Source organism: Bradyrhizobium sp. BWC-3-1 (assembly GCF_032917965.1).
Taxonomy (GTDB): Bacteria; Pseudomonadota; Alphaproteobacteria; order Rhizobiales; family Xanthobacteraceae; genus Bradyrhizobium; species Bradyrhizobium canariense_D.
The window spans coordinates 8,511,271-8,537,651 of sequence record NZ_CP136625.1 but is presented as its reverse complement, the minus strand read 5'-3'; the positions used below and the strand labels follow the sequence as shown (position 1 = coordinate 8,537,651).

Sequence of the window (26,381 nt, the reverse complement as noted above, 5' to 3'; positions counted from 1 at the left end):
CGAGGAGATCAGATCAGAGCTCGGGCTTCTGCCGGATGACGACCTTGGTGCCGACAGGGACGCGATCGTAGAGATCGGCGACGTCGCGGTTGACGAGCCGGAAGCAGCCGGAGGAGACCTTGGTGCCGATCGTGTCGGGCCGGTTGGTGCCGTGGATGCGGTAGACCGTGGTGCCCAGATACATGGCGCGCGCACCGAGCGGATTACCGGGGCCGCCGGCCATGAAGCGCGGCAGATAAGGCTGGCGCTGGATCATCTCCGGCGGCGGCGTCCAGTCCGGCCACTCCTTCTTGTTGGTGATGTTCACCAGACCCTGCCACTGAAAACCGTCGCGGCCGACGCCGATGCCGTAGCGGATCGCACGACCGCCAGGCTGCACCAGATAGAGATGCCGTTCGGCGGTCGAGATGATGAGGGTGCCGGGCGCTTCGGTGGTGCGGAAGTAGACGACCTGCTTCTGCCATTCCGGATCGAGTTCATAGGCATCGTCGGCGACCAGGCCCGGCTCGTCGCCGCGGTCGGGCTGCTGGGCGTAGGCGTGGGGCGCGGACAGGATCAGGCCGATCGCAGCCACAAACATCCCGGTCAGGCGACGAAAATCCGTCATTTCAAGCTCTCCCCGCGGCCAAAGCCAAATCATCTGGAACCATCAAATCTCAGGGCCATCTTCATGGCAAGTTCAAGGCACCCTTAGACCATATGTCACGAGAATGCTTTGGTTTTTTGACGGACCGCGCGCAATGCCACAAACGGGGGATGGCGCGAAAAGCAGTGGCCATGGCGTCGCCTAGGGTGGGCGACCAAATTTGCATTCACAAACCCCGTCATGCCCGGGCTTGTCCCGGGCATCCACGTTCTTAGCACTGGCGGTAAAAGACGTGGACGGCCGGGACAAGCCCGGCCATGACGATGTGGAAGCAGCGCGATATCAGATCTGGTTATTCTCCGGCGCGATCCCGAGCCGCCGGACGATCTCCGTCCCCACGGCCCGGGCCTCAGGCCTCGAACCGATGCGAGGGCTGCGAAACCGTTGTCCGGACTGCAATCGGATCACGACGATGCAGTGCTCGTCCTCGGAGCGGCCGCGGCGCTCGACCGTGATCGTCTTGACGTCGCGCCCTTCGATGTGGTCGGCGCGCAACGTGCCGTCGCCCCACAGGCGTTCGACCCGGATATCGCCCTGGCGGATGATCCAGAACGCGCCGGTCACAAGGTTGGCATATCGGGAAACGCCGAAAGCGGCGAGCGCGCCGACGGGCAGCAGCACGATGTCGACCGACCCGGGCGACAGGCCACGCCAGAGCCTGTAGGCGTAGGGAACGGCGCACAATGCGACGACGATCAGTGCGACGATCCTGATGTCTCTCTTCGAGAACGGCTCGAGGGGGTCGCCGAGACGCATCTCGGGATTGCTGGCATCGAGCGGATTGACCGGAGCCTCGACGTCGGGGACGTCGAATTGCGCGGCGATCCGCGCCACCGTGTCGTGCACATGGGTGACATCGGCGATCGGCGGCGATGTCAGGCGCTCACCGGAGGCCAAGGTGAAGGCGAGCTGGAAGCGGGCTTTCGCCCTCTTGCTGCCGGGAACCTGCAATCCCCTGATGTCGTCCTTGGCGACGATCCGCGTCCGCAGTTTTCCGAACGGGCGCTGCTCGCCGATCAAGATCTCGTCCGGCGTGATGATCCACACCACCGCCGGCGCCAGCATGATGATGCCGACGAACGCCGCTCCCACGAGCAGCGCGACCACGGAGATGATTACCTCCAGAGTGTCGTGCGTGAACAGGCCCGGCGTGAAGCACAGCGCAACGGCAGCCGCAAAGCCGGACATGACCAGCCGCTGCGCAATCGAGGCGCCCTCGCGAAGGCGAATGTCGGTGCTGTTGGTGGCGTCGTCCATCGCGGGCGGCTGATTACGTGGCCCGCGAAACTCCACGGACGGGTCCGTGGAGTCAAGCAACAAGGGCGCGACCCGTGCCGGGCGTCAGCTATTGGCGTTCAGCAGCTTTGCCACGGTGCGGTCGATCTCGTCATAACGGCCTTCGCCCTCGTGCTGGAATACGATCTTGCCGTTCTGGTCGATGATGTACTGCGCCGGCCAATATCGGTTGCGGTAAGCGTTCCAGGTCCTGGAATCATTGTCCTGCGCCACCGGATAGGTGATGCCGTGACGCTTCAGCGCCGCCTGCACATTGGAGGCCGAGCGCTCGAACGGGAACTCCGGCGTGTGCACGCCGACCACGACGAGGCCCTTGTCCTTGTACTTGGCATAGAGATCGGTGACGTGCGGCAGCGTGTTGACGCAGTTGACGCAGCCATAGGTCCAGAAGTCCACCAGCACGACCTTGCCGCGGAGATCGGCGATATTAAGCGGCTTCGAGTTGAACCAGTTGTTGATGCCGGCGAAGTCGGGCGCGGTGTCCTGGCTGGCGGCCGCGGTGACGACAGGGACGGCGCGCGCGGCCTCGTCGCAGATGCCGGGGATGACGGCGCCTGTTACGGCGATGCCGATCAGTGCGGCGGAGACGGCGAGCAGTTTGAAAGTCATGGAAAGATCCTCCGGTGAAGCTGAGGGATGATCACAGGCCGATCTGGCCGGTGGGATAGAAGCCGGTGAGCCACGCCACGATCAGCGTGTCGTATTGGAAATAGGCGGCGAGCGCGAAGCCGATCACGACGACGCCAAAGCCCTGCTGCAGCCGCGGCGAGATGCGCGCGAGACTGCGCACCCGCGTGGTGGCGGCTTGCCCGCCATAGGCGATCGCCAGCATGGGAATGGCCGCACCGATGGCGTAGGCGATCAGCAGCGTGCCGGCCCAGCTCGCATTCTCAGTGGTTGCGACCAGCGTCAGGATCGAGCCGAGCACCGGGCCGGCACAGGGCGTCCAGACCAGGCCGAGCGTGGTGCCGAGCACGAGCCCGCCGAGTGCGCCCTCGCGCTGCGTGGCGCTGGAGTTGCCGAGATCGAGCCAGCCGTTGAGCCGGATCGACAGCCATTCGAACGGTGCCGGCCACAGCATCAACAGGCCGAAGCCGAGCAGCAGGATCGAGGCCGCTTCGCGCAGCACGTTCGGATCGAAATTAAACAGCCGCGTGATGGCGCCGAGCAGCAGCGCGGTCGCGGAGAACGAGATGACGAAGCCGAGCGCGATCATCGCCGGACGAAGATGCGAGCTGCGGCCGATTGAGGCGCCGAGCAGGATCGGCAGCATCGGCAGCGTGCACGGCGCGGCGATGGTGAGGATGCCGGCGAGGGCAGCGAAGAGAAGTTCGAGCATGGGGCACTCGTGGAGAGGGTCACGAGGGCAGTTCGGGATGAGAGAGGCAGTCGTTACGCCGCGTCACGCCTTCGTGACGGGAGTGCTGCTGCCGCAGCGGTGCCCCAAACACAAAACGACCCGGAGGGGGGCATCCCGTCCGGGTCGCTGGAGGTCTTGGGAGGTTTAACGAAACCGTATGTGAGCTTTATAGGAGGGAAGTTTTTCCGCCTGATGTTGTGCTTTGTTTCAATTGTTTCGTCGGCGGTAACACTTCCGTGTCCGGGGTAGGGTCTAAACTTGTGTCCTATCCCATTGAAATATCTGAACTTCAGGCGGCGAAGCGCTCGACGCCACAGCCCTTAAGCAATTCGGCCAGTTGCTTGCGGGCGTAGAACATCCGGGTCTTCACCGTGCTCTGCGGGATGCCGATGATCTGTCCGACCTCCTCCACCGACTTCTCATGGTAGTAGACCAGCGTGATGATCTCACGATGCGCGGGCGACAGCTTCTGAACGCAGGCGCGCAGGATGGCGCTGGTGTCGCTGCGGTCGAGCGAGGTCTCCGGCGTGTCGCAACCATCGGCGATCTGGCGCACGTCTTCCTGGTCGATATCCTCGAAGCGGCGCTGGCGCATCGCAGTCAGCGCCTTGAAGCGAGCGATCGAGAGCAGCCAGGTCGAAACCTGCGAGCGGCCCTGGAATTGGCCGGCGGTCCGCCACACGTCCAGAAACACCTGGCTGACCAGGTCTTCCGCCGTGGTCGCGTCGCGCACGATCCGCAGGATGAAGCGGTAGACGCGCACATTGTGCCGGCAATAAAGGATGTGCATGGACGTCCGGTTGCCGTCGGCAATGCTTTCGAGAAGCATGTCGTCCGAGGTCGCCTGAGCGGCAATGATGCTCTGGCTGGCTTGGGCGTTGATGGCGATGACGTTCGGCATTGACTTGGCTCCCCGTAGCGCCGCAACCGAGCGGCGTTTCCTTGGACCAAAGTGTTAATGAGCCAACGTTTCGGGACGTCTGCACGAAAAGCGGAAAATGGTTTCGTGCGCCGACAAATTGTTTCGTCGAATTAGCCGCGACGAAACATTCGGGGCAAAAAAGCGTGTAATTTCAATGTACGGAAAATACGGGGATGGGATTAGGCAGCGAGCGGATGCGCCGGGAACGTATTTCGGGCCTTTGCGTTCGCACTCCCGTGTCGTCCTGGACAAGCGAGCAAAGCGAGCGCCGATCCATGACCCATGACCCCAGGGAGACGTTTTGCGGAAACGCGTGGTTGCCAGCCTCGCGCCACAATCTCTGCCTGGGGTAATGGGTCCTGGCCTTCGCCAGGACGACGATGGGAGGCGCTACGCCTTCTCGCCCGCCGGCGAGAACAGATAGCCGCCGCCGCGGATGGTGCGGATCACGGCGGGTTTTGCCGGATCGGGCTCGATCTTGCGGCGGATGCGCATGATGCGCAGGTCGACGGCGCGGTCGAAGGCTTCGGCGTCGCGGGCATTGGCCAATTCCAGCAGGCGCTCGCGCGACAGCACGCGCTTCGGATTGGCCGCGAACACTTTCAAGAGCCCGAACTCGGATGCGGTCAGCGGATGCTCGTTGCCCTCGTCGTCGCGCAAGGCCTGCGCTTCGAGATCGAGCCACTTCGTCCCGAACCGTACCAATTGCTCCTTGTCCGATTTCGCAGCCGCCGTGTCCGCCACGGCTTTCGCCGGCGCGCTCCGGCGCAGCACCGAGCGGATGCGTGCCATCAGCTCACGCAGCTCGCACGGCTTGGCCACGTAATCGTCGGCGCCGAGCTCGAGGCCGACGACGCGGTCGATCGGGCTTGCCGTCGCCGTCAGCATGATCACCGGCACGTTGATGCGGCTCTTGAGGTCGCGGATGATCGAGAGCCCGTCTTCCTCCGGCATGTTGAGGTCGAGCACGACGAGGTCGGGCATGCTGCCGTCGATCGCCGTGCGCAACGACTTGCCGCCGTCGCACAGCGTCACGGTGAAGCCGTGCATCTTGAGGTAATCGCCGACCATCTCCCGGGCCGGGGCCTCGTCGTCGACGATCATGATGTGCTGGCTTTGGGTCATGGTCCTGAGATCACGAAATTTCGGGCGCGGGGAGGGTGATGGTGAAGGTCGAGCCCTTGCCGGGGCCCTCGCTCTCGGCGGTCACCTCGCCGCCGTGCATGTCGATAATACGCTTGACGATGGACAACCCAAGCCCGGTCGAGCTCTCGCCGGCGGTCGGTTTTGCCGACAGCCGCTGGAACCGGCCGAACAGGCGGCCGAGATCTTCCGGCGACAGGCCGGCGCCCTCGTCGCTGACGCGGACGATGGTGTCGCCGCCCTCATGGCTGACGACGACGCCGATCTTGCCGCCGATCGGTGAGTATTTGATGGCGTTGCTGATCAGATTGTCGATCGCCTCGCGGATGCGGTCGGTGTCGCACATGGTGACGACGTTGACGGGCGCGGTGACGCTGATCGCCTGCTGCTTGTTGACGGCGAGCGGCTGGTTGGCCTCGGCGACCTCCTTGACCAGGGCCGCGACGTCGACGGGCTCGCGGCGGATGGTGATGTCGAAGGCATCGGCCATCGCATCCGAGATCAGATGATCGACCATCGTGGTCAGGCGCTTGGTCGCATCGCGGATGTGATCGACCTGGGCCACGACGCCGCCTGACGACGCGCCGGTCGAGATCAACTCCTTCAGCATCTCGGTGCGGCCGAGGATGACGCCGAGCGGATTCTTCAGATCGTGGGCAACGGTACCGAGGATTTCGTTCTTGAAGCCGTTGGCGCGTTGCAGCCGCAGCCATTGCGCCGAGAGGCGGCGGTTGGCCTGCATCAGCGCGCGGGTGCGCTGGGCGACGCGGTCTTCCAACTGGGTGTTGGCGGCCTGGAGCTGCTGGTAGAGGATGACGTTGTCGAAGGCGATCGAGAGCCGGCTGGAGAAGATCTCAACCAGCGAGCGGTCGGTCTCGGACAGCTCGCGCTCGGCCTGAAGCAGCACCACGACCTCGCGGCCGCTTCCGGTGCGCAAATAGATCACGCTGCGGTGGTCGGCGAATTCGTTCTTGCGGCCCTGGAACGCGGCTTCCACCATCGCGCGCAGATCGGGGTCGAGCGCCTTCGACGAGGTGGTGCCGATGAAGCGGCTGTAGCAGCCGCTGCCGGCGAGCACCGAGAGCTCGGGGTCGATGCCGCCATTGTCGCGCAAAACCAGGATACCGGCGCAATCGACGTTGAGCAGCGAGGCAAGCTGGGTCAGTACGCCCTCGGCGAGCCGCTGCATCGACTTGAAATCGTACAGCGTCGAAGCCGCGTCGATGATGATCTCGAGCCCGCGCCTTGTCTGCAGCATGCGCTCGAGCTGCTGGTAGGAGCGCAGCGCCGCGGTCAGCGAGGTGAACAGCTTGTCGGCGGTGAGCTCGGTCTTCGCTTTGTAGTCGTTGATGTCGTACTGCACGATCACGCGCCGTTCAGGCGCTTGACCGGGCTGTCCGGTGCGCAGGATGATGCGCACGGTCTCGTTCTTGAGCTCGTTGCGGATATACTCGACCAGCTCGAGGCCGGCGACGTCCGTCTCCATGATGACGTCGAGCAGCACGGCGGCGATGTCGTTGTGCGCGGCCATCAGCTTGCGACCTTCGGCCGCGGAATGGGCGGAGAGGATCTCCAGGCCCTGGCCGTTGAGGAAATAGTCCGAGAGCGCAAAACGCGTACCGTCATGCACGGCCGGATCGTCGTCGATGACGGCGATCTTCCATTTCCGGGCGTCAACATCCTCCGATGCGGTACCGGTGTCGTCGATCAGGTGGAGGACATCGTCCTGTTCGGCCATTGAGAAGTCCCGTCAGTCTCTGTGCTTTGCCCGCCGCCCTTGGCGACCCGGGGCATGATAATGCGAAAAGTAGTGCCTTGTCCCAGCTTGGATTCCAGCATCATGCGACCGCCGAGCTGCTGGGTGACGAGGTTATAGACGATATGGAGGCCGAGTCCCGTGCCACCTTCATTGCGCCTGGTGGTAAAGAATGGGTCAAAGGCCTGGCGCTGCACGTCGGAGGTCATGCCGGCCCCGTCATCGGTGAAGATGATCTCGACGTCGTCGGCCCCGCGGGGCCGCGCCGAGATCGTGATCGTGCCGGCGCGGCCGTCGGCAAAGGCGTGGTTGGCGGCATTGAGGAATAGGTTGGTCAGGATCTGGCCGTAGGAGCCGGGATAGCCATCGAGCAGCAGTCCCTCGGGCATGTCGACATGGAGCGTGATCGGCGACCGCTTCAGCACCGGCCGCAGGCTCGCGATGATCTGCTCGGTGGCTTCGCTGAGTGAGAACTGCCGCCGCTCGGCATGGGAGCGGTCGACCGCAACCTGCTTGAACGACTGGATCAGCTCGCCGGCGCGCTGGAGGTTGGCGACGAGCTGCTGCGAAGCGTCGCGCGAGGACTGCACGAATTCTTCCAGCTGCGAGCGGCGCAGGCCGCCGTCGCCCTTGAGCTGGGCCTCGAAGATCTCGGTGCGCCGGGCAAAGCTCGACGCAACGGTGAGGCTGATGCCGATCGGGTTGTTGACCTCGTGCGCGACGCCGGCGACGAGGCCGCCGAGGGCTGCGAGCCTCTCGGCATCGATCAGATTCTGCTGCGCGGCGTTGAGCTCGAGCAGCGCGCTTTCGGCCTTCTCCTTGGACGCGCGCAGCTCGTCCTCGGTCTGGCGCTTCGCGATGGCGTTCTCGCGGAACACTTCCACCGCGCGCGCCATGGCCCCGACCTCGTCGCGCGCGCGCGTGCCCTGCACCTCGCGGCCGAGGTCGCCGAGCGTGATCGCGCGCATCGCCGCCATGATCTGCTGCAGCGGCAGCCGGATCGACAGCGCGATCAGCACGCCCGCGGTGAGGATGATGCCGAGGAAGATCACGGCGATGGAGAGAACGCGACGGGAAATGTCCGCCAGCGTGCGGTCGAACGTCTCCTGCGCCTTTTGCTCGCGCTGGCGCATCTTGGTTGAGAGATCGTCGATGGCGCCGATCGCCTCGGCCTGGTTGGCGTCGATGGTGTTGCGCAGCAGCTCGGTACGGTTCGTGAGCTGCTCGGAGAGCTTTGCAAAACCCTCGCGCAGCGCGGCGGTCCGGGCGGCGAGTCGTCGCAGCGCCATGCGCTGGAGGTCGTTGTCGGCGAGATCGATCATCACGGGGATGGTCTTCTCGATGGTCTCGGTGTTGCGGCGGGCGTCGTCGGCCGCACCCGATGACAGCGACAGATAGTAGGAATTGGCCGCGACCAGCATCGCGGTGAAGGCCTCGCGCGACTTGCCCAGCGAAGGCCAGATCAGCGCGTCGCGATGGCCGGTGGCGCCTTCGATGATGGAGTAAAGGCCGGCCATGTCCCTGGCCGGTGCCTGCACCTGATCCTCGTAGGTCTTCGCGATGGTGGCCTGCACGCCGCGCAGCTCGCCGAAGCCGTTGAGGAAGCGGTCGGTGGTGCGCTCCAGCTCCTCGACCGAGCCCGACAGCATCGGGTCCTTGGCGGCGCGATTGGTCAGCGTCCCCAGCACCGCCTCGCGCAGCAGCAGGATCTCGGCGAACAGGTCGGGGCTCGGCTGGTTGATGTAGCGGTGGATCAGATTGTGCAGCCGCCCGGTCTCGCTTTCGAGCAGCGCCAGAATCCGGTCGGATTCGCGCACCTGGCGCACGTCGTCCCAGGCTGAGCCGAGCACCTGCGAGCCGTTCCAGATCAGCCCGACCAGCACGATGACCACGGCGGAGTTCAGCGCCGCGATCGACAGGATGCGCCAACGGATCGGCACCGCCCGGAGCACGCCGACCAGCCGCGCGCGCAGCCGCCCCATCGGGCCGGGCGACCTGTCTGCATGCTCGCTGTGTCCAAGCCCGGGCAAGAGGCCTCACTCCACCTTGCGAATGCGTTCGATCAGCGCGGCCGCGGCCGGATCCTGCCCGGCCTTGGCGTAGATCGCGACCATCGCGTCTTCGAACGGCTTGCGGTCGATATCCCTGACGATGGTGACGCCCGCTGCTTCCGCCTTGCGCTGCGACTGCTCCTCCAGGTCGCGCCATTTCTCGCGCATGAAGCGGCTGGAGCGCTGTGCGGCTTCCCTGAAGATGGTTTGCTCGTCGGCCGACAGGCTTTTCCAGGCCTTCAGCGAGATCACCAGCACTTCGGGGCTCATGGTGTGCTCGGTGAGGGCGAGATAGCCGGCATGTTTGTAATGGTCCGTCGTCACGTAGGATGGCCAGTTGTTCTCGGCGCCGTCGATCAGGTGGTTGGCAAGCCCGGCAAGCACCTGCCCATAGGGCATCTCGACCGGCTCCGCGCCGAGCGCGCGGATCATCTGGCTCATCAACTCCGACTGCTGCACCCGGATCCGCAATCCCTTGAGGTCCGCGACGTTTCTGACCGGGCGGGCGCCGTTGTAGATCGATCGCGCGCCGGAATCGTAGAAGGCGAGGCCAACGAAGCCGTAGGGCTCGAAGCTGCCGAGGATCTCGCTGCCGATCGGCCCGTCCAGCACCTTCTGCATGTGCTCGATGGACCGGAACAGGAACGGCATCGCCAGCACGTTCATCGCCGGAACGAAATTGCCGATCAGCGCCACATTGGTCCGGTTGAGATCGATCGCACCGACCCGGGTCTGCTCGATGGTCTCCTTCTCCTCGCCGAGTTGGCGGGAGTGGAAGACCTTGACCTCGTGCCGACCGCCGCTGCGCTCGGCGATCAGGGCGCCCATGTAGCGCAGCGCCTGCACGGTCGGATAATCCTCGGTCTGGGTGTCGGCGGCGCGGAACTCACGCGCAGCAGCTCCCGTCGCGCAGAGGGCGATCAAAAGCGCGACGAAAACCACCCCGGTCCGCGTGCGTTCGGCACGGTTCAACACTGGCACACTCAACCCCTCAGTGGTGGAGTCTATGGCGGGAGGAAAAGGTTCAATGCAATCTAGCAGATGGTCGTGGGAAGGCCATCCCGCCGGGCGCCTCGACGTGATTGTGCGGCGCGGCCGGGGCTCATTCCCGGTTGAAACCGCAAATGCCGCGCCTTAAGCAGGGGCAGCCGCTTTCGTCGGTGCGGCATGGAAAGAGCCATCGTGACTTCAGCATCGCGCCTTTCGCAGGTCGTCGCCGTTTTTGCGGCCCTCTCATTGGCCGCGCCGGTGCGGGCCGCGACCGACATCGCGTGGTGGCACGCCATGTCCGGCGAACTCGGCCGCCAACTGGAAAAGCTCGCCTCCGACTTCAACGCCTCGCAGCCGGATTATCGCGTGGTGCCAACTTACAAGGGCAGTTACACCGAGACGGTGACGGCCGCGATCTTCGCCTTCCGCTCGCGCAGCCAGCCCGCGATCGTCCAGGTCAACGAGGTCGCCACCGCCACCATGACCGCGGCCAAGGGCGCGATCTATCCCGTGTTCAGCCTGATGCGGGACATGAAGGAGCCGTTCTCGCTCAATGACTACCTTCCCGCGGTCTCCGGCTACTACACCGATGCGGCCGGCAATCTCTTGTCCTTCCCTTTCAATTCGTCGACGCCGATTCTTTATTACAACAAGACCATGTTCCGCGACGCAGGGCTCGATCCGGAGGCGCCGCCGAAGACCTGGCCGGAGCTTGGCGCTGCTGCAAAACGCCTGCGCGATCGCGGCGCGGTGTGCGGCTTCACCACCTCCTGGCCGTCCTGGATCCATGTCGAGAATTTTTCAGCCTTCCACAATCTGCCGCTGGCAACGCGGGCGAACGGCTTTGCCGCGTTGGATGCCGAGCTGACCATCAACAATCCGTCTCTCGTGCGTCACGTCTCCGAGCTCAGCGAGTGGCAGAAAACGAAAGTGTTCGACTATAGCGGCCGCGGCCAGTCGGCCGAGCCGCGCTTCCAGAACGGCGAATGCGGCATCTTCATCGGCTCCTCGGCGACGCGCGCTGACATCAAGGCGAATTCGAAGTTCGAGATTGGCTACGGCATGATGCCGTATTGGCCCGACGTGAAGGGTGCGCCGCAGAATTCGATCATCGGTGGCGCCACGCTGTGGGTGCTGCGCGACCGTCCGCGCGAGGAATACAAAGGCGTGGCACGATTCTTCGCCTATCTGTCGCAGCCTGGCGTGCAGGCCGCCTGGCACCAGAACACCGGCTATCTGCCTGTCACCCGCGCCGCCTTCGAGCTGACGCGCGCGCAAGGTTTTTACGAGCGCAATCCGGGCTCGGCGATGTCGTTCGAAGAGATCACGCTGCATCCGCCGACGGAGAATTCAAAGGGCATCCGGCTCGGCTCCTTCGTGCTGATCCGCGGCGCGATCGAGGACGAGCTGGAGCAGGCCTTTGCCGGCCGCAAGAGCGCGCAAGCCGCGCTCGATGCTGCGGTCGAACGCGGCAACAAGATCCTGCGCCAGTTCGAGCGCGCCAGCCCGGATAGGTAGGGGGAGGGATGGTAGCTCGGCGTTAAGGCGCAAGGCCATTCCACAGCGTCATGGCCGGGCTTGTCCCGGCCATCCACGCCTTGGCCGCAGCACGAAGAACGTGGATGCCCGGGACAAGCCCGGGCATGACGAGCTCAACAGCCGTTAGGTTACGATGTCGATGAAACTCCCTCACTGCGCCGACGCGGCAAGCTTTCGCGCCTTTCGCGCCGACCCTCCGCGATGGCTGCCGATCGCGCTCGACATCGCCCGCAGCCACGATCTCGATGCCAGCGCGCCGCACGTCTTTGCGACCGGCACCAATCTCGTGGTCGGGCTCGGCGATCGCCTGATCCTGAAAATCTTCCCGCCGCTGCTCCGCGCGCAGTTCGTCTCCGAGCACGGCTCGCTGGCCCAACTTGCCGGTCGCATTGATTTGCCAATTCCCGAGATCGTCGCGGAAGGCGATCGCGACGGCTGGCCTTATCTGATCATCACACGCCTTGCCGGCACGCTCGGCTCGGAGGTCTGGCCGTCGTTGCCGGAAGCGCAGAAGGAGCGCGTGCTGCGACAGATCGGCGAGACCATCGCCGCCGTGCAGCGCGCGCCGCTCGGCTCACTCGCGCAGATCCAGCCGCGCTGGGACGACTTCATGCGGGCCCAGATGCAGGGCTGCAAGGCGCGGCACACGCGTCTCGGCCTGGCGCCGAAATTCCTCGCCCGCCTCGACGATCTCCTGCGTGATGCGGCCGCGCTCATTCCGATGGATGCGTCGCCGGTGATCCTGATCGGCGAATACATTCCGGAGAACTTCCTGCTCGCCCGCCACGACGATCAATGCTCGCTCGCCGGCCTGTTCGACTTCGGCGACGTGCTGGCGGGATGGCGGGACTACGATCTGCTCGGCCCTAGCGCCTTCATGGCAGCGGGCCGGCCGGGCAGGGTGCGCAACCTGCTCGAAGGCTTTGGCTATGCGAAGCTCGACTTCGCGCTCAAGCGACGGCTGATGGCCCTGATGCTGCTGCATCGCGCCAGCGACCTCAACAGCCACATCTGCATCGAGGGCTGGCAGGAGCAGGCGGATGATCTGGTCGAACTTCAGGAGCTGATCTGGCCGGGGTGACGGGCCGCGATCGATAGCCGCGCCACCTAGGGGCGAGACGCGCTCACGCAATAGGCTGGTATTGTCGAAAGCCTATTTTTTAGGCAAATATACCTGTTTGTATGCAATGTCCGACGGCTTGGCTTCTGATCGACGGCCCGGATAGCAGCCTTTTCCCATAAACATTTCATAGGCTTATGCTGGTTTAATCCTTGCTTAAGCCTTGGCACGAACCTTGCGAATCCAGTTCCAACCAGAAAACTTTTGTGTTGGAGCCATTCCATGAAGCGCCGCGATTTCCTCAAGTCCGTTTCCGGATTGGCCGCAGGCGCGGCGCTTCCGGCCATGCCGTCCGTGATCTCGTCGGCCAAGGCCGATGCGCGCTCGGAGACGCTGCTGATCGTCTCGGAAGGCGGCCCCAACAATCTCGATATCCACGGCGTCGGCACCAACGTGCCCGGCTATGAGGTGTCCTGGAATTGCTACGACCGCCTGCTCAGCCACGAGATGAAGACCGGCCCCGGCGGCGTGCCCTATTACGACCGCGACAAGTTCAAGGGCGAACTCGCCGAGGAGTTCAAGATCGACGACATGTCGGTCACCTTCAAGCTGAAGAAGAACGCCAAATTCCACGACGGCGCGCCTGTGACCGCCAAGGACGTGAAGTGGTCGCTCGACCGCGCCGTCAGTGTCGGCGGCTTTCCCACCTTCCAGATGAGCGCGGGCTCGCTCACGAAACCCGAGCAGTTCGTCGTGATCGACGACTACACGGTACGTGTCGACTTCCTGAAGAAGGACAAGCTGACGATCCCCGATCTCGCGGTGATCGTGCCCTGCATCATCAATTCCGAACTGGTGAAGAAGAACGCCAGCGAGAAGGATCCCTGGGGACTCGAATTCACCAAACAGCAGACCGCGGGCTCCGGCGCCTACAAGGTGACGAAGTGGACCGCCGGCACGGAAGTGGTGATGGAGCGCAACGACGATTGGGTCGGTGGCCCGCTGCCGAAGATCAAGCGCGTGATCTGGCGCATGGTGCCGCAGGCCGGCAATCGCCGCGCGCTGCTGGAGCGCGGCGACGCCGACATCTCCTATGAGCTGCCGTTCAAGGATTTCCAGGAGATGAAGGCGAGCGGCAAGCTCAACGTGGTGTCGCTGCCGTTCTCCAACGGCATCCAGTATATCGGCATGAACGTGACCAAGCCGCCGTTCGACAATCCCAAGGTACGTCGGGCGGTCGCCTGCGCGATTCCCTATCAGAAGATCATGGACGCGGTGATGTTCGGGCTGGCCAACCCGATGTTCGGGGCGCCCAAGGACAAGCCGACCGAAGTCGCCTGGCCGCAGCCGCACAAATACAACACCGACATGGACAAGGCGAAGGCGCTGCTGGCCGAGGCCGGCTACCCGAACGGCTTCGAGACCACGATCTCGTTCGACCTCAACTTCGCGGGGGTCAACGAGCCGCTCTGCGTGCTGGTGCAGGAGAGCCTGGCCCAGATCGGCATCAAGACCACCATCAACAAGGTGCCCGGCGCCAACTGGCGCACCGAATTGAACAAGAAGGAAATGCCGCTCTTCACCAACGTATTCTCGGGCTGGCTCGATTACCCCGAATACTTCTTCTACTGGTGCTACCACGGCAATAATTCCGTCTTCAACACCATGAGCTACAAGTCGGCGGGGATGGACAAGCTCATCGACGGCGCACGCAATGCTGCCGCCACCGGCGACACCGCGACCTACGACGCCGACGTGAAGGGCTTCGTCGATCTCGCCTATAGCGACATCCCGCGCATCCCGCTGTACCAGCCGTTCGTCAACGTCGCGATGCAGAAGAACATCAGCGGCTACCAATACTGGTTCCACCGGAGGCTGGATTATCGCGCGATGGCGAAGGGGTGAGGGGATGGCGGGCGCTGTCCTTCGCAGTGAGGTGAGCACGCTTTTCAGGCTCCCTCCCCCCTTGTGGGGGAGGGGTGGGGAGAGGGGTAGCCACAAACTCCGATCTCTCCCGGAGCCACCCCCCTCCCTAGCCCTCCCCCACAAGGGGGGAGGGAACGCAGCGGAGCGAGTGGCCGCGTGTCGGGTTCATTCAACGCGCAAGAGGAAGTCGCCATGCTGACCATGATCGGCAAGCGCCTGATGTTCGCGATTCCCTCGCTGATCGGGGTCGTCATCGTCACCTTCCTGCTCACGCGCGCGCTGCCGGGTGATCCCGCGGCGTATTTCGCGGGACCCGCCGCAACGAAGGAAGCCGTCGAGCAGATCCGGAAAAAGCTCGGCCTCGACAAGCCGCTGATCGAGCAGTTCTTCCGCTACACCAACGATCTCGCCCATGGCGATTTCGGCAACTCGCTCACGACGGGCCAGCCGGTCGCGGCCGAGATCCGCAATCGCCTGCCGGCCTCCGCCGAGCTGACGCTGCTCGGCCTCATCGTCTCGGTTGTGATCGCCATCCCGCTCGGCGTGCTGGCGGCGACCCGGCCGGGCTCATGGGTCGATCATCTCTGTCGTGTGACGACGACGGCCGGCGTCTCGCTGCCGGTGTTCTTCACCGGTCTCGTGCTGGTCTATGTCTTCTATTTCCGGCTCGGCTGGTCGCCCGCGCCGCTCGGCCGGCTCGACGTGTTCTACAGCGCGCCGCCGACGGTGACCGGCTTCTATCTGATCGACACCTTGATCGCGCGCGACTTCGAGGCGTTCCGTTCGGCATGCAGCCAGCTCATCCTGCCGGCGACGACGCTTGCGATCTTCTCGCTGGCGCCGATCGCGCGCATGACGCGCGCCTCGATGCTGGCGGTGCTGTCCTCCGAATTCGTGCGCACCGCGCGTGCCAGCGGCCTGTCGCCGGCGACCGTCATCGTCACCTACGCCTTCCGCAACGCGATGCTCCCCGTCATCACCACGCTGAGCATGGTGTTCTCGTTCCTGCTCGGCGCCAACGTGCTGGTGGAGAAAGTGTTCGCCTGGCCAGGCATCGGCTCTTACGCCGTCGAAGCGCTGATCTCGTCGGACTTCGCGCCGGTGCAGGGGTTCGTGCTGACCATGGCGGTGATGTACGTGCTGCTCAATCTCGTGATCGACATTCTCTATGGCGTGATCGACCCGCGCGTGCGGTTGGAGGGCTAATCATGAGCACCGTTGCGCCTGCTGTTGAACCCGTCGGCCCCGCGCGCACGTCGGGTCTCGTCGCGCTCCTCGACCAGACCCGCTACGTGCTCGGCGAGAACAAGGTCACCGGCTTTGCATTCGCGCTGCTGATCGTGATCCTCCTTGCCGCGATCTTCGGCCCCTATGTGGTGCCGTATGACCCGCTGGCGTCCGACACCGTGGCGTCGCTGAAGCCACCGTCGGCCGCGCACTGGTTCGGCACCGATCAATTGGGCCGTGACATCTTCAGCCGGGTCGTGGTGGCGACGCGGCTCGATACGTTCATCGCGGTCGCCTCCGTCGCCCTGGTGTTCCTGATGGGCGGGCTCGCCGGCATCGCGGCCGGCTATTTTGGCGGCTGGACCGATCGCATCGTCGGCCGCGTCGCCGACACCATCATGGCGTTCCCGCTGTTCGTGCTCGCCATGGGCATCGTCGCCGCGCTCGGCAATACGGTGCAGAACATCATCCTGGCCACGGCCATCGTGAACTTTCCGCTCTATGCCCGCGTCGCGCGCGCCGAAGCCAATGTCCGCCGTAACGCCGGCTTCGTGCAGGCCGCGCGTCTGTCCGGTAACGGCGAATTCCGCATTCTGCTCGTGCATATCCTGCCGAACATCATGCCGATCATGATCGTGCAGATGTCGCTGACCATGGGCTACGCCATCCTCAATGCCGCCGGTCTCTCGTTCATCGGCCTCGGCGTCCGTCCGCCGACGGCCGAATGGGGCATCATGGTCGCCGAAGGCGCCGGCTTCATGGTGTCAGGCGAATGGTGGATCGCGCTATTCCCGGGCCTCGCTTTGATGATCGCCGTGTTCTGCTTCAACCTCCTCGGCGACGGCCTGCGCGACATCGTCGACCCCCAGCGGAGGACGTGATGGCTGGGTTAGGCGTACTTTTTCGCTCGAAATTCCCCAATGAAATCAACCTCATTCTACTGTGCATGGGGTTGTTTTCGCCATTTTTAGTTGGGAGGTGCCCATGACCGCCCCGCCGCTGCTCGACGTCCAGGACCTTACCGTCGAATTCACCACCCGCCGCGGCATCGTCAAGGCGGTGCAGCACGTCAACATTTCCGTCGCCAAGGGCGAGACGCTCGCGATCGTCGGCGAGTCCGGCTCCGGCAAATCGGTGACCTCCTACGCGGTGATGCGCATTCTCGACCGCGCGGGGCGGATCGCCGAAGGCTCGGTGATGTTCTCGGGCATCGACGTCAAGGCTGCGACCGAAGACCAGATGCGCGATTTGCGCGGTCGCGAAGTCTCGATGATCTTCCAGAATCCGCGCGCCGCGCTCAACCCGATCCGGAAGGTCGGCGACCAGATCGAGGACGTGCTGCGCACCCATGTCCAGCAGGCCATGGTTTCGGACCGCGGCGAAAAGGCGATCGAGGCGCTGGAGCAGGTCAAGATCGCCCGCCCGCGCGAGCGCTATCACGCCTATCCGTTCGAATTGTCCGGCGGCATGTGCCAGCGCGTCGTCATCGCGCTCGCGCTCGCCTGCAATCCGCAGCTGCTGATCGCGGACGAGCCGACGACTGGCCTCGACGTCACCACGCAGAAGGCGGTGATGGACCTGATCGTCGAGCTGACCAAGCGCAAGGCGATGTCCACCATCCTGATCACGCATGACCTCGGTCTCGCGGCTGCCTATTGCGACCGCGTTGTGGTGATGGAAAAGGGCAGGGTGGTCGAGACCGCCAAGGCCGCCGACATCTTCGCCAACCCGCAGCACCCCTACACCAAGAAGCTGATGCGCGCGACGCCGCGGCTCGGCGTGAGCCTGCGGGATCTGTTGCCGGAGGAGGAAGGCGCAGCACTCGCCGCCACGAGCGCAGCATCCGCGGAATTGGCTCCGACCGCCGCGGCGGGCAAGACGCCCCTTCTCCTCATCGACAAGCTGGTCAAGGAATATCCCCGTCAGGGCGCCACTGCCACGCTCGGGAAATTGTTCGGCCGCAAGCCGCCTGTAGAGCCCGACGTGTTCCGCGCGGTCGACGGCATCAGCTTCACGGTCGGTCACGGCGAGAGCGTCGGCCTGGTCGGCGAGTCCGGCTGCGGCAAATCGACCACGTCGATGATGGTGATGCGGCTGCTGGACCAGACCTCGGGGCTGATCCAGTTCGACGGCGAGGACATCGGCGGCATCGCGCCCGCCGGCTTTGCCCGGCTGCCGCAGCGCAGCCGCATCCAGATGGTGTTCCAGGATCCGACCGACAGCCTCAACCCGCGCTTCACCGCCGTGCGTGCCATCGCCGATCCCATCATGCAGCTCGGCGACGTCAGGGGGCGCGACGCGCTCCGCGCCCGCTGCGAGGAGCTCGCCACCATGGTGGGCCTGCCGCACAATCTGCTGGATCGCTTCCCGCACCAATTGTCGGGCGGCCAGAAGGCCCGCGTCGGCATCGCCCGCGCCATCGCCCTGCACCCGAAACTCGTCATCCTGGACGAGCCGACCGCCGCGCTCGACGTTTCGGTCCAGGCCGTGGTCCTCAATCTGCTCCAGGACCTCAAGGCCCGGCTAGGTATGAGTTATCTGTTCGTCTCGCATGATTTGAACGTAGTGCGCTTGTTGTGCGATCGTGTCATTGTCATGCGGTCGGGTCGAATCGTCGAGGAAGGATCTTCCGAGAGGGTCTTGAGCGATCCGCAGGACGACTACACCAAGGAGCTGCTGACGGCGATCCCGCATCCGCCGCTGCAGACACTGGGCGCACACTGAGAGCTTGTTTGGGAGCGTGATGGCCGAACCGTTGGACGATTATATCGACGCTGTCACCAAAGCGTTGGCGTTGCCCGTCGAGGAAGCATGGAGGGCGTCCATCCGCGCCAATCTCGAGGTCTCGCTGCGGCTCGGCCGCCTCGTCGACGAATTCGCGCTGCCGGACGAGGCCGAGCCGGCGCCCGTGTTCACGGTCTGACGCCGCCATGACGACCAAGCCAGAGATGACGGCCTCCGAGATCGCGAGCGCGGTTGCGGGCCGCAAGATGTCCGCGCTCGATGCGACCGAAGCAGCGCTTGCGCGCATCAAGCAGCACGACACCATCCTCAATGCGTTTACCGACATCGCCGCCGATCGCGCCCGCGCCAAAGCGCGCGCAATCGATGCCGATATCGCCGCCGGCAAGACCGTCGGCCCGCTCGCCGGCGTGCCCTTTGCGGTGAAGAATCTGTTCGACATCGCGGGCCTCGCCACCCGCGCGGGTTCGAAGATCAACCGAGACCGCGTGCCCGCCAGCCGCGACGCCACGCTGATCGAGCGGATGGAAGCGGCCGGCGCCGTGCTGGTCGGCGCGCTCAATATGGGCGAATACGCCTACGACTTCACCGGCGAGAACGTCCATGACGGTCCCTCGCGCAATCCGCACGATACGACGCGGATGAGCGGCGGCTCCTCCGGCGGCTCGGGCAGCGCCGTTGGTGGCGCGCTGGTGCCGATCGCGCTCGGTTCCGACACCAACGGTTCGATCCGCGTGCCGTCCTCGTTCTGCGGCATCTTCGGCCTGAAGCCGACCTATGGCCGGCTCTCGCGTGCGCGTTCGTTCCCGTTCGTCGCGAGCCTCGATCATCTCGGCCCGTTCGCGCGCTGCGTCACCGATCTCGCGCTGGCCTATGACACGATGCAGGGGCCGGATGCGGACGACGCCGCCTGCACCACCACACGTGGTCTGGAGCCGACGACACCGCTGCTTGCCAATCCGGTGTCCGACCTGCGCATCGCGATCGCCGGCGGGTACTTCCAGACCAATTTGTTTCCGGAAGCTGTCGAAGCCGTCAGCCGCGTCGCCAAGGCGCTGGGCGCAACGCGCGTGGTGGACGTGCCCGAAGCTGCGCGCGCCCGCGCGGCGGCCTATGTCATCACCACCACCGAGGGCGCCTCGCTGCATCTCGATCGGCTGCGCAAGCGGCCGAACGATTTCGATCCCGCCGTGCGCGACCGGCTGATTGCGGGCGCCATGGTGCCGGCGCCGCTGGTCGACCGCGCGCAAAAATTCCGCCGCTGGTATCGCGCGCAACTCGCCGAGATTTTCAAATCCGTCGACGTGCTGATCGCACCGGCGACGCCATGCACCGCGCCGAAGCTCGGCCAGGTCAATTTCAATCTTGGCGGCGTCGAGATGCCGGTGCGCGCCAATATCGGCATCCACACCCAGCCGATCTCGTTCATCGGCCTGCCTGTGGTCGCCGTGCCGGTGCCGCTCGATCCGCTGCCGATCGGCGTGCAGATCATCGCCGCGCCATGGCGCGAGGACATCGCGCTGCGCGTCGCGTTCGCGTTGGAGAAGATGGGTGTTGCCGCCGCGCCCAGCCCAAGAGGATTTTGAGATGGAGATCGATCTCCCCGAGGTGATCGCAGACGTCAAAGCTGCGTTCGAGCGCTATGAGCAGGCCCTGATCACCAACGACGTCGCCGTGCTCGGCGAGCTCTTCCGCAACGATCCCCGCACGCTGCGCTATGGCATCGGCGAGAACCTCTACGGCTATGAAGCAATCTCCGGCTTTCGCGCCGGCCGCTCGGCGGTCGGCCTCAATCGCCGCACCGCGAAAACCGTGATCACCAGCTATGGCCGCGACACCGCGGTTGCCTCCACCCTGTTCTATCGCGACACGATGCCGGGCAAGGTCGGCCGGCAGATGCAGACCTGGGTAAAATTCCCGGAGGGCTGGCGCGTCGTCGCAGCCCATGTCAGCATCATCGACGAGTCGAAAGAGACCTGACCGTATGACGCTTGACGATCTTCCGCCCGGAGCGCTGCCGGCCGAACCGGCGGTGCCGCGTGTCGATCGTGCGTCGCCATCCGCGCAGAAGGTCACGCGCGCCGAGGAGCTGCGCCTGCAGCTCGCCGACGAGATCGTGCGCGGAGCTCTGCCGCCCGGCGCGCCGCTTGACGAGACCGACATTGCGCGCCGCTTCAGCGTTTCGCGCACGCCGGTGCGGGAAGCACTGCGCCAGCTCGTGGCAAGCGGCCTCGTCGAAGCGCGCGCTCATCGCGGCGCGGTGGTGGCGCAGCCCTCGTTCGAACGGCTGACGGGCATGTTCGAGGCCATGGCGGAGCTTGAGGCGCTGTGTGCGGGTCTTGCCGCCGAGCGCATGTCCGCCACTGAGCGTCACGGCCTGGAAGCCATCCACGAAGAACTGCGGGTGTTGAGCTACGCCGGCAATCCCGAGCGCTTCCACGAGGTCAACGAGCGCTTCCACAACGCGATCTATGCGGGATCGCAGAACGGCTACATCGCCGAGATCACGCTGGCGACGCGCGTGCGCGTACAGCCGTTTCGCCGCGCCCAGTTCCGCAATCTCGGCCGTCTCGCCAAGTCGCAAGCCGAGCACGACCGCGTTGTCGTCGCCATCATGCGCGGCGACAAGCAGGGCGCCGCCGCCGCGATGCGCGCGCATATCGAGCTGGTGCGCGGGGAGTACGAGATCTACGCGGTGTCGGTTTAGGGGCGCGCGCACGGTTGCGTAGGGTGGGCAAAGGCGCAAAGCGCCGTGCCCACCATCTCCCCAAGCTGACGGTGATGGCGGGCACGTTTCGCTTTGCCCACCTACGAGACCTACGCTGTCGTAGCTTCCGCCATATACTTCCGCCAGCCGCCATACGCGGTGATGTCGCGAGCCTCGCCCAGCACCTCGGGCTCGACGAGAAATCCCTTCACGCTGCGGCCATCGGCCAGCCGCACCGTGCCGATCGCCATCGGCGCGGGAATCGCGTTGACGAACTTGCCGAAGGCGGACGACGACAGCGACCAGATTTCCAGCTCGATCGACGCGCCCTTGCCGGCCTCGACGCGCAGCATGCCCGGCTTTGGCGGCGTGGTCTTCAATGCGTAGAGCTTGTAGTCCGCCGCGGTCCTGGTTGCCTCGATCAGCTGGCCGTTCAGCGCTTTCAGTTCGCCGTTCAGCGCCATGCCGGACAGATGCGCGCCGACCACGGCGATGGGAATCTCGTCGACGCCGCTTGCGGCAAGCGGCGCCAGCGAGGCTTGCACGACGCCCTTTGCGCCAAGCGTCAGTTTGGTATCGGCATGGAACACGCGGCCGATGCTGGCGAGCAGCGCATCGTGCCCGGTGGGTGCAAGAATTGTGATGCCGAACGGGATGCCGTCGGCGCGCATCGCCGCCGGCAGCGCGAGACCACAGAGATCGAGCAGATTGACAAAATTGGTATAGGTGCCGAGCCGGCTGTTGAGCTCGACCGGATTGGCCCGCACCTGCGCGGTCGTATAGGCCGTCGGCGCCGTCGGCAGCACCAGCGCGTCGATATTGGTGAAGGTGCGTTCGGCGATCTTGCGCAGGCCCTGCAGACGATAGAGCGCGGAGAAGGTGTCCGTCGCCATCAACCGCGCACCGGCCGCGGTGATCTCGCGCGTCACGGGATGGATCGCCTCCGGTGCCGAGGCGAGCAGGTCGCGGATCACGAGATAGCGCTCGGCCACCCACGGTCCCTCGTAGAGCAGTCGGGCCGTCTCATAGAACGGCTCGAGGTCGAATTCGACGAGCGTTGCCCCAAGCGCGGTCCAGCGCTTCAGCGCCTCGGCGTAAGCCGCTTCCGCCTTCTTGTCGCCGAAGAAGATCAGCTGTCCGCTGCGTGGCACGCCCAGGCGCAGGTTTGCCGGGAGCGGGGTGATCGCGCCAAGCGGCCGGTCGCGCGAGAACGGATCTGCCTGATCGGGACCTGCCATCACGGAGAGCGCCAGCGCGGCGTCGTCGACCGTCAAAGCGAATACCGAGATGCAGTCGAGCGTCCGGCAGGCCGGCACCAGGCCAGCGGTCGAAATCATGCCGAGGCTCGGCTTGAGACCGACGATGTTGTTGAGCATCGCCGGCACGCGGCCTGAGCCGGCGGTGTCGGTGCCGAGCGACAGTGGCACCAGCCCGGCGCCGACGGCGGTGGCCGATCCCGAGCTCGAGCCGCCGGGAATGAGGTCCTCGCGGATCGCGTTTCTGGGGATGCCGTGGGGCGAGCGCACGCCGACAAGGCCGGTCGCGAACTGGTCGAGATTGGTCTTGCCGATGATGATCGCGCCGGCGGCGCGCAGCCGCTGCACCGCGGTCGAATCATGTGTCGGGGTATACGAGAAGGCCGGGCACGCCGCGGTGGTCGGAAATCCCAGCGCGTCGATATTGTCCTTCACCACGACCGGCACGCCATAGAGCGGCAGGCTGGCGGCGTCCTTGGTGGCGAGCTTCTCGGCCTCCGTGATCGCGTCCTTTTCGTCGCGCAGGCTGATGAAGACGGCGGGGTCGTTGTGGTCGCGGATGCGCTGATAGGTGCGCGCGACCGTCTGCGCCGGTGTGAGCGTGCCCGCGCGATGCGCGGCCACGATCGCGGCGACCGTTTCAGGCTGCTCAGCCCCCATTTCAGCCTTCATGGCGACAAATCTCCGGCTACGTCTCTTCACCCCGATCGAAGCAAGCGATGTGCCATTGTGTACAGAATCCGGGCAGGACAAGTGCTGCGGATATTACCGAGAGATCAGTGGCTTGTGGGATATTTCGAGCTCCGGCGGACCTTCGTGTCAGCGCCCTGTTACGAGCATTTGCGCAAATAATAGGCAGCTAGATCAGGTGCAGCCAGCAATCCATGCCGCGGATGCGCGGCGACCAGCCCTTTGAACGGCGGCGGGCCGTCCCACCTGGCCCCAGCTTGCGCCCGAACAATTGTCGTGGCCAACATGCTGGCCAACGCGGTCCGCGACGAGGCTGCGACCGGTCCCGGCTTCCGGGCGAGGAGGAAACCATGACAGCCGCCCCACGCGGTGATGCTTCGAGCCTGTTTGCGACACCCAGAACCGTTGCCGAGCATCGCGCCGACGGCAGCATCGTGCTGCGCTCGCCCGAGCCTCTGCGCGATGGCGCGCGCTGCGTCGGCGACTGGCTGGAGCAATGGGCGCGGCAGAGGCCCGACGCGATTTTCCTCGCCGAGCGCAGCAGTGCCGAAGCGCCATGGAGCACCGTTACCTATGCGCAGGCGCTGCGCCAGGTGCGCGCGGCGGCGTCCTGGATTCTGGCGCACGGTCTCGGCGCGGAGCGCCCGCTCGCGATCCTCTCCGACAACAGCATCGATCATGCGCTGCTGGCACTGGCGGCGCAGCATGTCGGCGTGCCCTCGGCGGCGATCTCGCCGGCCTATTCCCTGATGTCAAAGGACTTCGACAAGCTCAAGAGCATGATCGCGTTGCTTGAGCCCGCCGCGATCTATGTCTCCGCGACGAGGCCGTTTGCGGCGGCGCTGGCCGCGATCAAGCCGCTGCATAGCGCGCAGATTATCAGCGGCAATGCCGACGATGCCGATGCGCTGGCCTTTCGCACTATCGCGGCAACGCCCGAGAGCCCCGACGTCGCAAAGGCCTTCGCCGCGGTGACGCCCGATACGATCGCAAAACTCCTGTTCACTTCGGGCTCGACCGGCACGCCGAAAGCCGTGATCAACACCCAGCGCATGCTGACGTCCAGCCAGCAGGCCAAGGCGCAGACCTGGACTTTTCTCGAACGGGCGCGCGACGATCTGGTCATTCTCGACTGGCTGCCCTGGAGCCACACGTTTGGCGCGAACCACAATTTCAATCTCGTGCTGCGCAATGGCGGCTCGCTCTATATCGACGGCGGCAAGCCGGCGCCCGGTCTGTTTGCGATGTCGCTCGCCAACCTCAGAAGCGTGATGCCGACGGTCTATTTCAACGTGCCGCGCGGCTTCGACATGTTGATCGCGGCGCTGCGCGGCGACGAGGAGCTGTGTCGCCGCTTCTTCAGCGAGGTGAAATTCGCGTTCTACGCCGGTGCGGCGCTGCCGCAGAATCTCTGGGATGCGCTGGAAGAACTCTCCGTCAAGACTGTTGGCCGCGCGATGCCGATGGTCTCGGCCTGGGGCTCGACCGAGACGTCGCCGCTGGCCACCGACTGCCATTTCCTCGCGGAGCGCTCGGGCAATATCGGCGTGCCCATTCCCGGCACCGAACTGAAGCTCGTTACCTCCGGCGACAAGCTGGAGGTGCGCGTGCGCGGCCCCAACGTCACGCCGGGCTATTGGAAGGCGCCGGAGCTGACCAGGCAGGCTTTTGACGACGAGGGCTTTTATCTCATCGGTGATGCCGTGAAGTTCGCCGACGCGAACCGGCCCGAACGCGGCCTATTCTTTGACGGCCGCGTCGCGGAGGATTTCAAGCTCAATTCCGGCACCTGGGTCAGTGTCGGCACACTGCGCCTCGCCGGCATCGCCGCGCTGGCGCCGCTCGCGCAGGACATCGTCGTCACCGGCCATGGCGGCGACGAGGTGCGCTTCCTGGTGTTTCCGAACATCGCTGCGTGCCGCGCGCATGCCGGCCTGCCCGAGACCGCAGGCGTGAACGACGTGCTCGCGCATGAGAAGATCAGAGCCGCGATCGCGCGGGGGCTGGCGAAACTGAAGCAACACGGCGCCAACTCCTCCGGCCACGCCACGCGCGCGTTGCTGCTCGCCGAGCCGCCGTCGGTCGACGGCGGCGAGATCACCGACAAGGGCTACATCAACCAGCGCGCGGTGCTGACGCGCCGTGCCGATGCGGTGGCGCGGTTGGATGACGATGCGCCGGGCGAGTGGATCGGTCTGTAGCGCTTGGGCCTGTGCCCCGGACGCAGCGCAGCACGCAGTGATGCGCTGCAGAGCCGGGGCCATTCTTCGTGATTGGCATCTCTGGATCCCGGCTCTGCGCAGCAGCGTTTCACGCTGCAGCGCGTCCGGGACAAGAGAGCTCGGCAAACCCAACTACGCCAGCCGCCCTGCCGCATTATGCTGCACGATTCTTTTGTTGCCCAAGCAACTAATTTATGCGAACCGTTCCAGACACGGATGACGGCGGGAGGAACCGCCGCGTCGGATCGGAGGAAGCTATGCTCGGCAGAGAGGGTGCCGCCGGCGAATGTTGGCGCATGCCTGGAAATGACAGGGCTCAGCGCCCGCTGTGTGGCCCGTCAGGTCTCGGTGCTGCCGGTCACCGCGCCGAGATTTTCATGCAGGCGGCGCAACAGGTCGATCAGCACCTCGCGCTCGTCCTTGTCCAGGCAGGACAACAGGCGCCGTTCGCGCTCGAATGCAGCGACGATCACCTTGTCATGGATGGCGCGGCCCTTCGCCGTCAGCGAGATCGAATGGGTGCGCCCGTCATTGGGATCGGTACGGATCGAGATCAACCCCCGCTTTTCCAGGCTGGCCAGCGTCCGACTCACCGGGCCCTTGTCGAAACCGATGACGTGGCAGATGCGCGAGGCGGGAATGCCGGGCTCGATCGCGAGCAGCGACATGATCCGCCATTCCGTGACGTTGACGCCGAACTCTCGCTGATAGAACGCGGTGGCGCTGTTCGAGAGCTTGTTGGCGATGAAGGTGATGAACGCGGGGACGTAGCGGTCAAGATCGAGCGTCGGTCCCGTCTCGGCGGGCGCAGGTTTCTGGCGGGCTCTGGTCGAAGGCGGCGGCATGTC

At 65.1% G+C, this 26,381-nt stretch carries 22 protein-coding genes; 11 read left to right on the top strand and 11 right to left on the bottom strand.

Translation table 11 applies throughout. The features are described from left to right. Positions 1-13: 13 nt before the first annotated feature. The 9 genes from RX329_RS40805 to RX329_RS40765 form a co-directional block, all read right to left on the bottom strand. A complete protein-coding gene (locus tag RX329_RS40805; protein WP_007597994.1) occupies positions 14-607 on the bottom strand; it encodes a L,D-transpeptidase in 594 nt (197 codons plus the stop codon). Between the two features lie 321 nt (positions 608-928). Beyond that, on the bottom strand, positions 929-1,903 hold the full coding sequence (locus tag RX329_RS40800; RefSeq protein WP_085385501.1) for a hypothetical protein: 975 nt from the start codon (positions 1,901-1,903) through the stop codon (positions 929-931). Between the two features lie 84 nt (positions 1,904-1,987). Continuing rightward, positions 1,988-2,551 carry a thioredoxin family protein gene (locus tag RX329_RS40795; RefSeq protein ID WP_018456003.1) on the bottom strand — a complete coding sequence of 188 codons (564 nt, stop codon included), beginning with the start codon at positions 2,549-2,551 and terminating at the stop codon, positions 1,988-1,990. Between the two features lie 31 nt (positions 2,552-2,582). Continuing rightward, positions 2,583-3,281, bottom strand: coding sequence for a cytochrome c biogenesis CcdA family protein (locus tag RX329_RS40790; RefSeq protein WP_085361899.1), 699 nt, complete (start codon positions 3,279-3,281; stop codon positions 2,583-2,585). Between the two features lie 310 nt (positions 3,282-3,591). Then, a complete protein-coding gene (locus RX329_RS40785; RefSeq protein WP_018456005.1) occupies positions 3,592-4,203 on the bottom strand; it encodes a sigma-70 family RNA polymerase sigma factor in 612 nt (203 codons plus the stop codon). A 411-nt stretch (positions 4,204-4,614) separates the two neighbouring features. Next, positions 4,615-5,349, bottom strand: a complete 735-nt coding sequence (locus tag RX329_RS40780) for a response regulator (protein WP_085361898.1) — start codon at positions 5,347-5,349, stop codon at positions 4,615-4,617. Between the two features lie 10 nt (positions 5,350-5,359). Beyond that, entirely contained in the window at positions 5,360-7,105 is a 1,746-nt protein-coding gene (locus RX329_RS40775; RefSeq protein ID WP_085361897.1) for a DUF3369 domain-containing protein, read from the bottom strand. Beyond that, on the bottom strand, positions 7,075-9,105 hold the full coding sequence (locus RX329_RS40770; protein ID WP_085385497.1) for an ATP-binding protein: 2,031 nt from the start codon (positions 9,103-9,105) through the stop codon (positions 7,075-7,077). The genes RX329_RS40775 and RX329_RS40770 overlap by 31 nt, the downstream gene beginning before the upstream one ends. A gap of 54 nt (positions 9,106-9,159) precedes the next feature. Next, positions 9,160-10,155, bottom strand: coding sequence for a TRAP transporter substrate-binding protein (locus tag RX329_RS40765; RefSeq protein ID WP_026233068.1), 996 nt, complete (start codon positions 10,153-10,155; stop codon positions 9,160-9,162). A 186-nt stretch (positions 10,156-10,341) separates the two neighbouring features. Between RX329_RS40765 and ugpB the strand changes: the two genes are divergently transcribed. The 10 genes from ugpB (at position 10,342) to RX329_RS40715 (ending at position 21,365) form a co-directional block, all read left to right on the top strand. Continuing rightward, entirely contained in the window at positions 10,342-11,682 is a 1,341-nt protein-coding gene (gene ugpB / locus RX329_RS40760) for a sn-glycerol-3-phosphate ABC transporter substrate-binding protein UgpB (protein WP_085349649.1), read from the top strand. A 154-nt stretch (positions 11,683-11,836) separates the two neighbouring features. Then, on the top strand, positions 11,837-12,784 hold the full coding sequence (locus tag RX329_RS40755) for an aminoglycoside 3'-phosphotransferase/choline kinase family protein (RefSeq protein WP_317245433.1): 948 nt from the start codon (positions 11,837-11,839) through the stop codon (positions 12,782-12,784). A 261-nt stretch (positions 12,785-13,045) separates the two neighbouring features. Beyond that, complete coding sequence (locus tag RX329_RS40750) at positions 13,046-14,668, top strand: ABC transporter substrate-binding protein (protein WP_085361895.1); 1,623 nt, start codon at positions 13,046-13,048, stop codon at positions 14,666-14,668. A gap of 213 nt (positions 14,669-14,881) precedes the next feature. Then, positions 14,882-15,895: an ABC transporter permease gene (locus tag RX329_RS40745; RefSeq protein ID WP_018456013.1), complete on the top strand. Its 1,014-nt coding sequence runs from the start codon at positions 14,882-14,884 to the stop codon at positions 15,893-15,895. 2 nt (positions 15,896-15,897) lie between these two features. Then, on the top strand, positions 15,898-16,797 hold the full coding sequence (locus RX329_RS40740) for an ABC transporter permease (protein WP_018456014.1): 900 nt from the start codon (positions 15,898-15,900) through the stop codon (positions 16,795-16,797). Positions 16,798-16,900: 103 nt separating this feature from the next. Beyond that, complete coding sequence (locus RX329_RS40735) at positions 16,901-18,640, top strand: dipeptide ABC transporter ATP-binding protein (RefSeq protein WP_085349652.1); 1,740 nt, start codon at positions 16,901-16,903, stop codon at positions 18,638-18,640. 19 nt (positions 18,641-18,659) lie between these two features. Continuing rightward, positions 18,660-18,839: a DUF4089 domain-containing protein gene (locus tag RX329_RS40730; protein ID WP_085384932.1), complete on the top strand. Its 180-nt coding sequence runs from the start codon at positions 18,660-18,662 to the stop codon at positions 18,837-18,839. Between the two features lie 7 nt (positions 18,840-18,846). Then, the gene (locus tag RX329_RS40725) at positions 18,847-20,244 is read left to right on the top strand and encodes an AtzE family amidohydrolase (RefSeq protein ID WP_085384933.1); all 1,398 of its coding nucleotides are present in this window, start codon (positions 18,847-18,849) and stop codon (positions 20,242-20,244) included. A gap of 1 nt (position 20,245) precedes the next feature. Next, positions 20,246-20,638 (top strand): oxalurate catabolism protein HpxZ, encoded by a 393-nt coding sequence (hpxZ, locus tag RX329_RS40720; RefSeq protein WP_018456018.1) that lies wholly within the window; start codon positions 20,246-20,248, stop codon positions 20,636-20,638. A gap of 4 nt (positions 20,639-20,642) precedes the next feature. After that, on the top strand, positions 20,643-21,365 hold the full coding sequence (locus RX329_RS40715) for a GntR family transcriptional regulator (RefSeq protein ID WP_085384934.1): 723 nt from the start codon (positions 20,643-20,645) through the stop codon (positions 21,363-21,365). Positions 21,366-21,475: 110 nt separating this feature from the next. Here the strand turns inward: RX329_RS40715 and atzF are convergent, their stop codons facing one another. Continuing rightward, a complete protein-coding gene (gene atzF, locus RX329_RS40710; RefSeq protein ID WP_085384935.1) occupies positions 21,476-23,293 on the bottom strand; it encodes an allophanate hydrolase in 1,818 nt (605 codons plus the stop codon). 368 nt (positions 23,294-23,661) lie between these two features. Between atzF and RX329_RS40705 the strand changes: the two genes are divergently transcribed. Continuing rightward, positions 23,662-25,512 carry a feruloyl-CoA synthase gene (locus tag RX329_RS40705; RefSeq protein ID WP_085357700.1) on the top strand — a complete coding sequence of 617 codons (1,851 nt, stop codon included), beginning with the start codon at positions 23,662-23,664 and terminating at the stop codon, positions 25,510-25,512. 359 nt (positions 25,513-25,871) lie between these two features. On the opposite strand, the gene RX329_RS40700 is transcribed toward RX329_RS40705, so the two are convergent. Further along, on the bottom strand, positions 25,872-26,378 hold the full coding sequence (locus tag RX329_RS40700) for a MarR family winged helix-turn-helix transcriptional regulator (protein WP_085357702.1): 507 nt from the start codon (positions 26,376-26,378) through the stop codon (positions 25,872-25,874). Positions 26,379-26,381 lie beyond the last annotated feature (3 nt).

Coding starts and splice junctions, on each gene's coding strand:
- RX329_RS40805 (WP_007597994.1), bottom strand. CDS start 607: ATGACGGATTTTCGTCGCCTGACCGGGATGTTTGTGGCTGCGATCGGC.
- RX329_RS40800 (WP_085385501.1), bottom strand. CDS start 1,903: ATGGACGACGCCACCAACAGCACCGACATTCGCCTTCGCGAGGGCGCC.
- RX329_RS40795 (WP_018456003.1), bottom strand. CDS start 2,551: ATGACTTTCAAACTGCTCGCCGTCTCCGCCGCACTGATCGGCATCGCC.
- RX329_RS40790 (WP_085361899.1), bottom strand. CDS start 3,281: ATGCTCGAACTTCTCTTCGCTGCCCTCGCCGGCATCCTCACCATCGCC.
- RX329_RS40785 (WP_018456005.1), bottom strand. CDS start 4,203: ATGCCGAACGTCATCGCCATCAACGCCCAAGCCAGCCAGAGCATCATT.
- RX329_RS40780 (WP_085361898.1), bottom strand. CDS start 5,349: ATGACCCAAAGCCAGCACATCATGATCGTCGACGACGAGGCCCCGGCC.
- RX329_RS40775 (WP_085361897.1), bottom strand. CDS start 7,105: ATGGCCGAACAGGACGATGTCCTCCACCTGATCGACGACACCGGTACC.
- RX329_RS40770 (WP_085385497.1), bottom strand. CDS start 9,105: ATGGGGCGGCTGCGCGCGCGGCTGGTCGGCGTGCTCCGGGCGGTGCCG.
- ugpB (WP_085349649.1), top strand. CDS start 10,342: ATGGAAAGAGCCATCGTGACTTCAGCATCGCGCCTTTCGCAGGTCGTC.
- RX329_RS40755 (WP_317245433.1), top strand. CDS start 11,837: ATGTCGATGAAACTCCCTCACTGCGCCGACGCGGCAAGCTTTCGCGCC.
- RX329_RS40750 (WP_085361895.1), top strand. CDS start 13,046: ATGAAGCGCCGCGATTTCCTCAAGTCCGTTTCCGGATTGGCCGCAGGC.
- RX329_RS40745 (WP_018456013.1), top strand. CDS start 14,882: ATGCTGACCATGATCGGCAAGCGCCTGATGTTCGCGATTCCCTCGCTG.
- RX329_RS40740 (WP_018456014.1), top strand. CDS start 15,898: ATGAGCACCGTTGCGCCTGCTGTTGAACCCGTCGGCCCCGCGCGCACG.
- RX329_RS40735 (WP_085349652.1), top strand. CDS start 16,901: ATGACCGCCCCGCCGCTGCTCGACGTCCAGGACCTTACCGTCGAATTC.
- RX329_RS40730 (WP_085384932.1), top strand. CDS start 18,660: ATGGCCGAACCGTTGGACGATTATATCGACGCTGTCACCAAAGCGTTG.
- RX329_RS40725 (WP_085384933.1), top strand. CDS start 18,847: ATGACGACCAAGCCAGAGATGACGGCCTCCGAGATCGCGAGCGCGGTT.
- hpxZ (WP_018456018.1), top strand. CDS start 20,246: ATGGAGATCGATCTCCCCGAGGTGATCGCAGACGTCAAAGCTGCGTTC.
- RX329_RS40715 (WP_085384934.1), top strand. CDS start 20,643: ATGACGCTTGACGATCTTCCGCCCGGAGCGCTGCCGGCCGAACCGGCG.
- atzF (WP_085384935.1), bottom strand. CDS start 23,293: ATGAAGGCTGAAATGGGGGCTGAGCAGCCTGAAACGGTCGCCGCGATC.
- RX329_RS40705 (WP_085357700.1), top strand. CDS start 23,662: ATGACAGCCGCCCCACGCGGTGATGCTTCGAGCCTGTTTGCGACACCC.
- RX329_RS40700 (WP_085357702.1), bottom strand. CDS start 26,378: ATGCCGCCGCCTTCGACCAGAGCCCGCCAGAAACCTGCGCCCGCCGAG.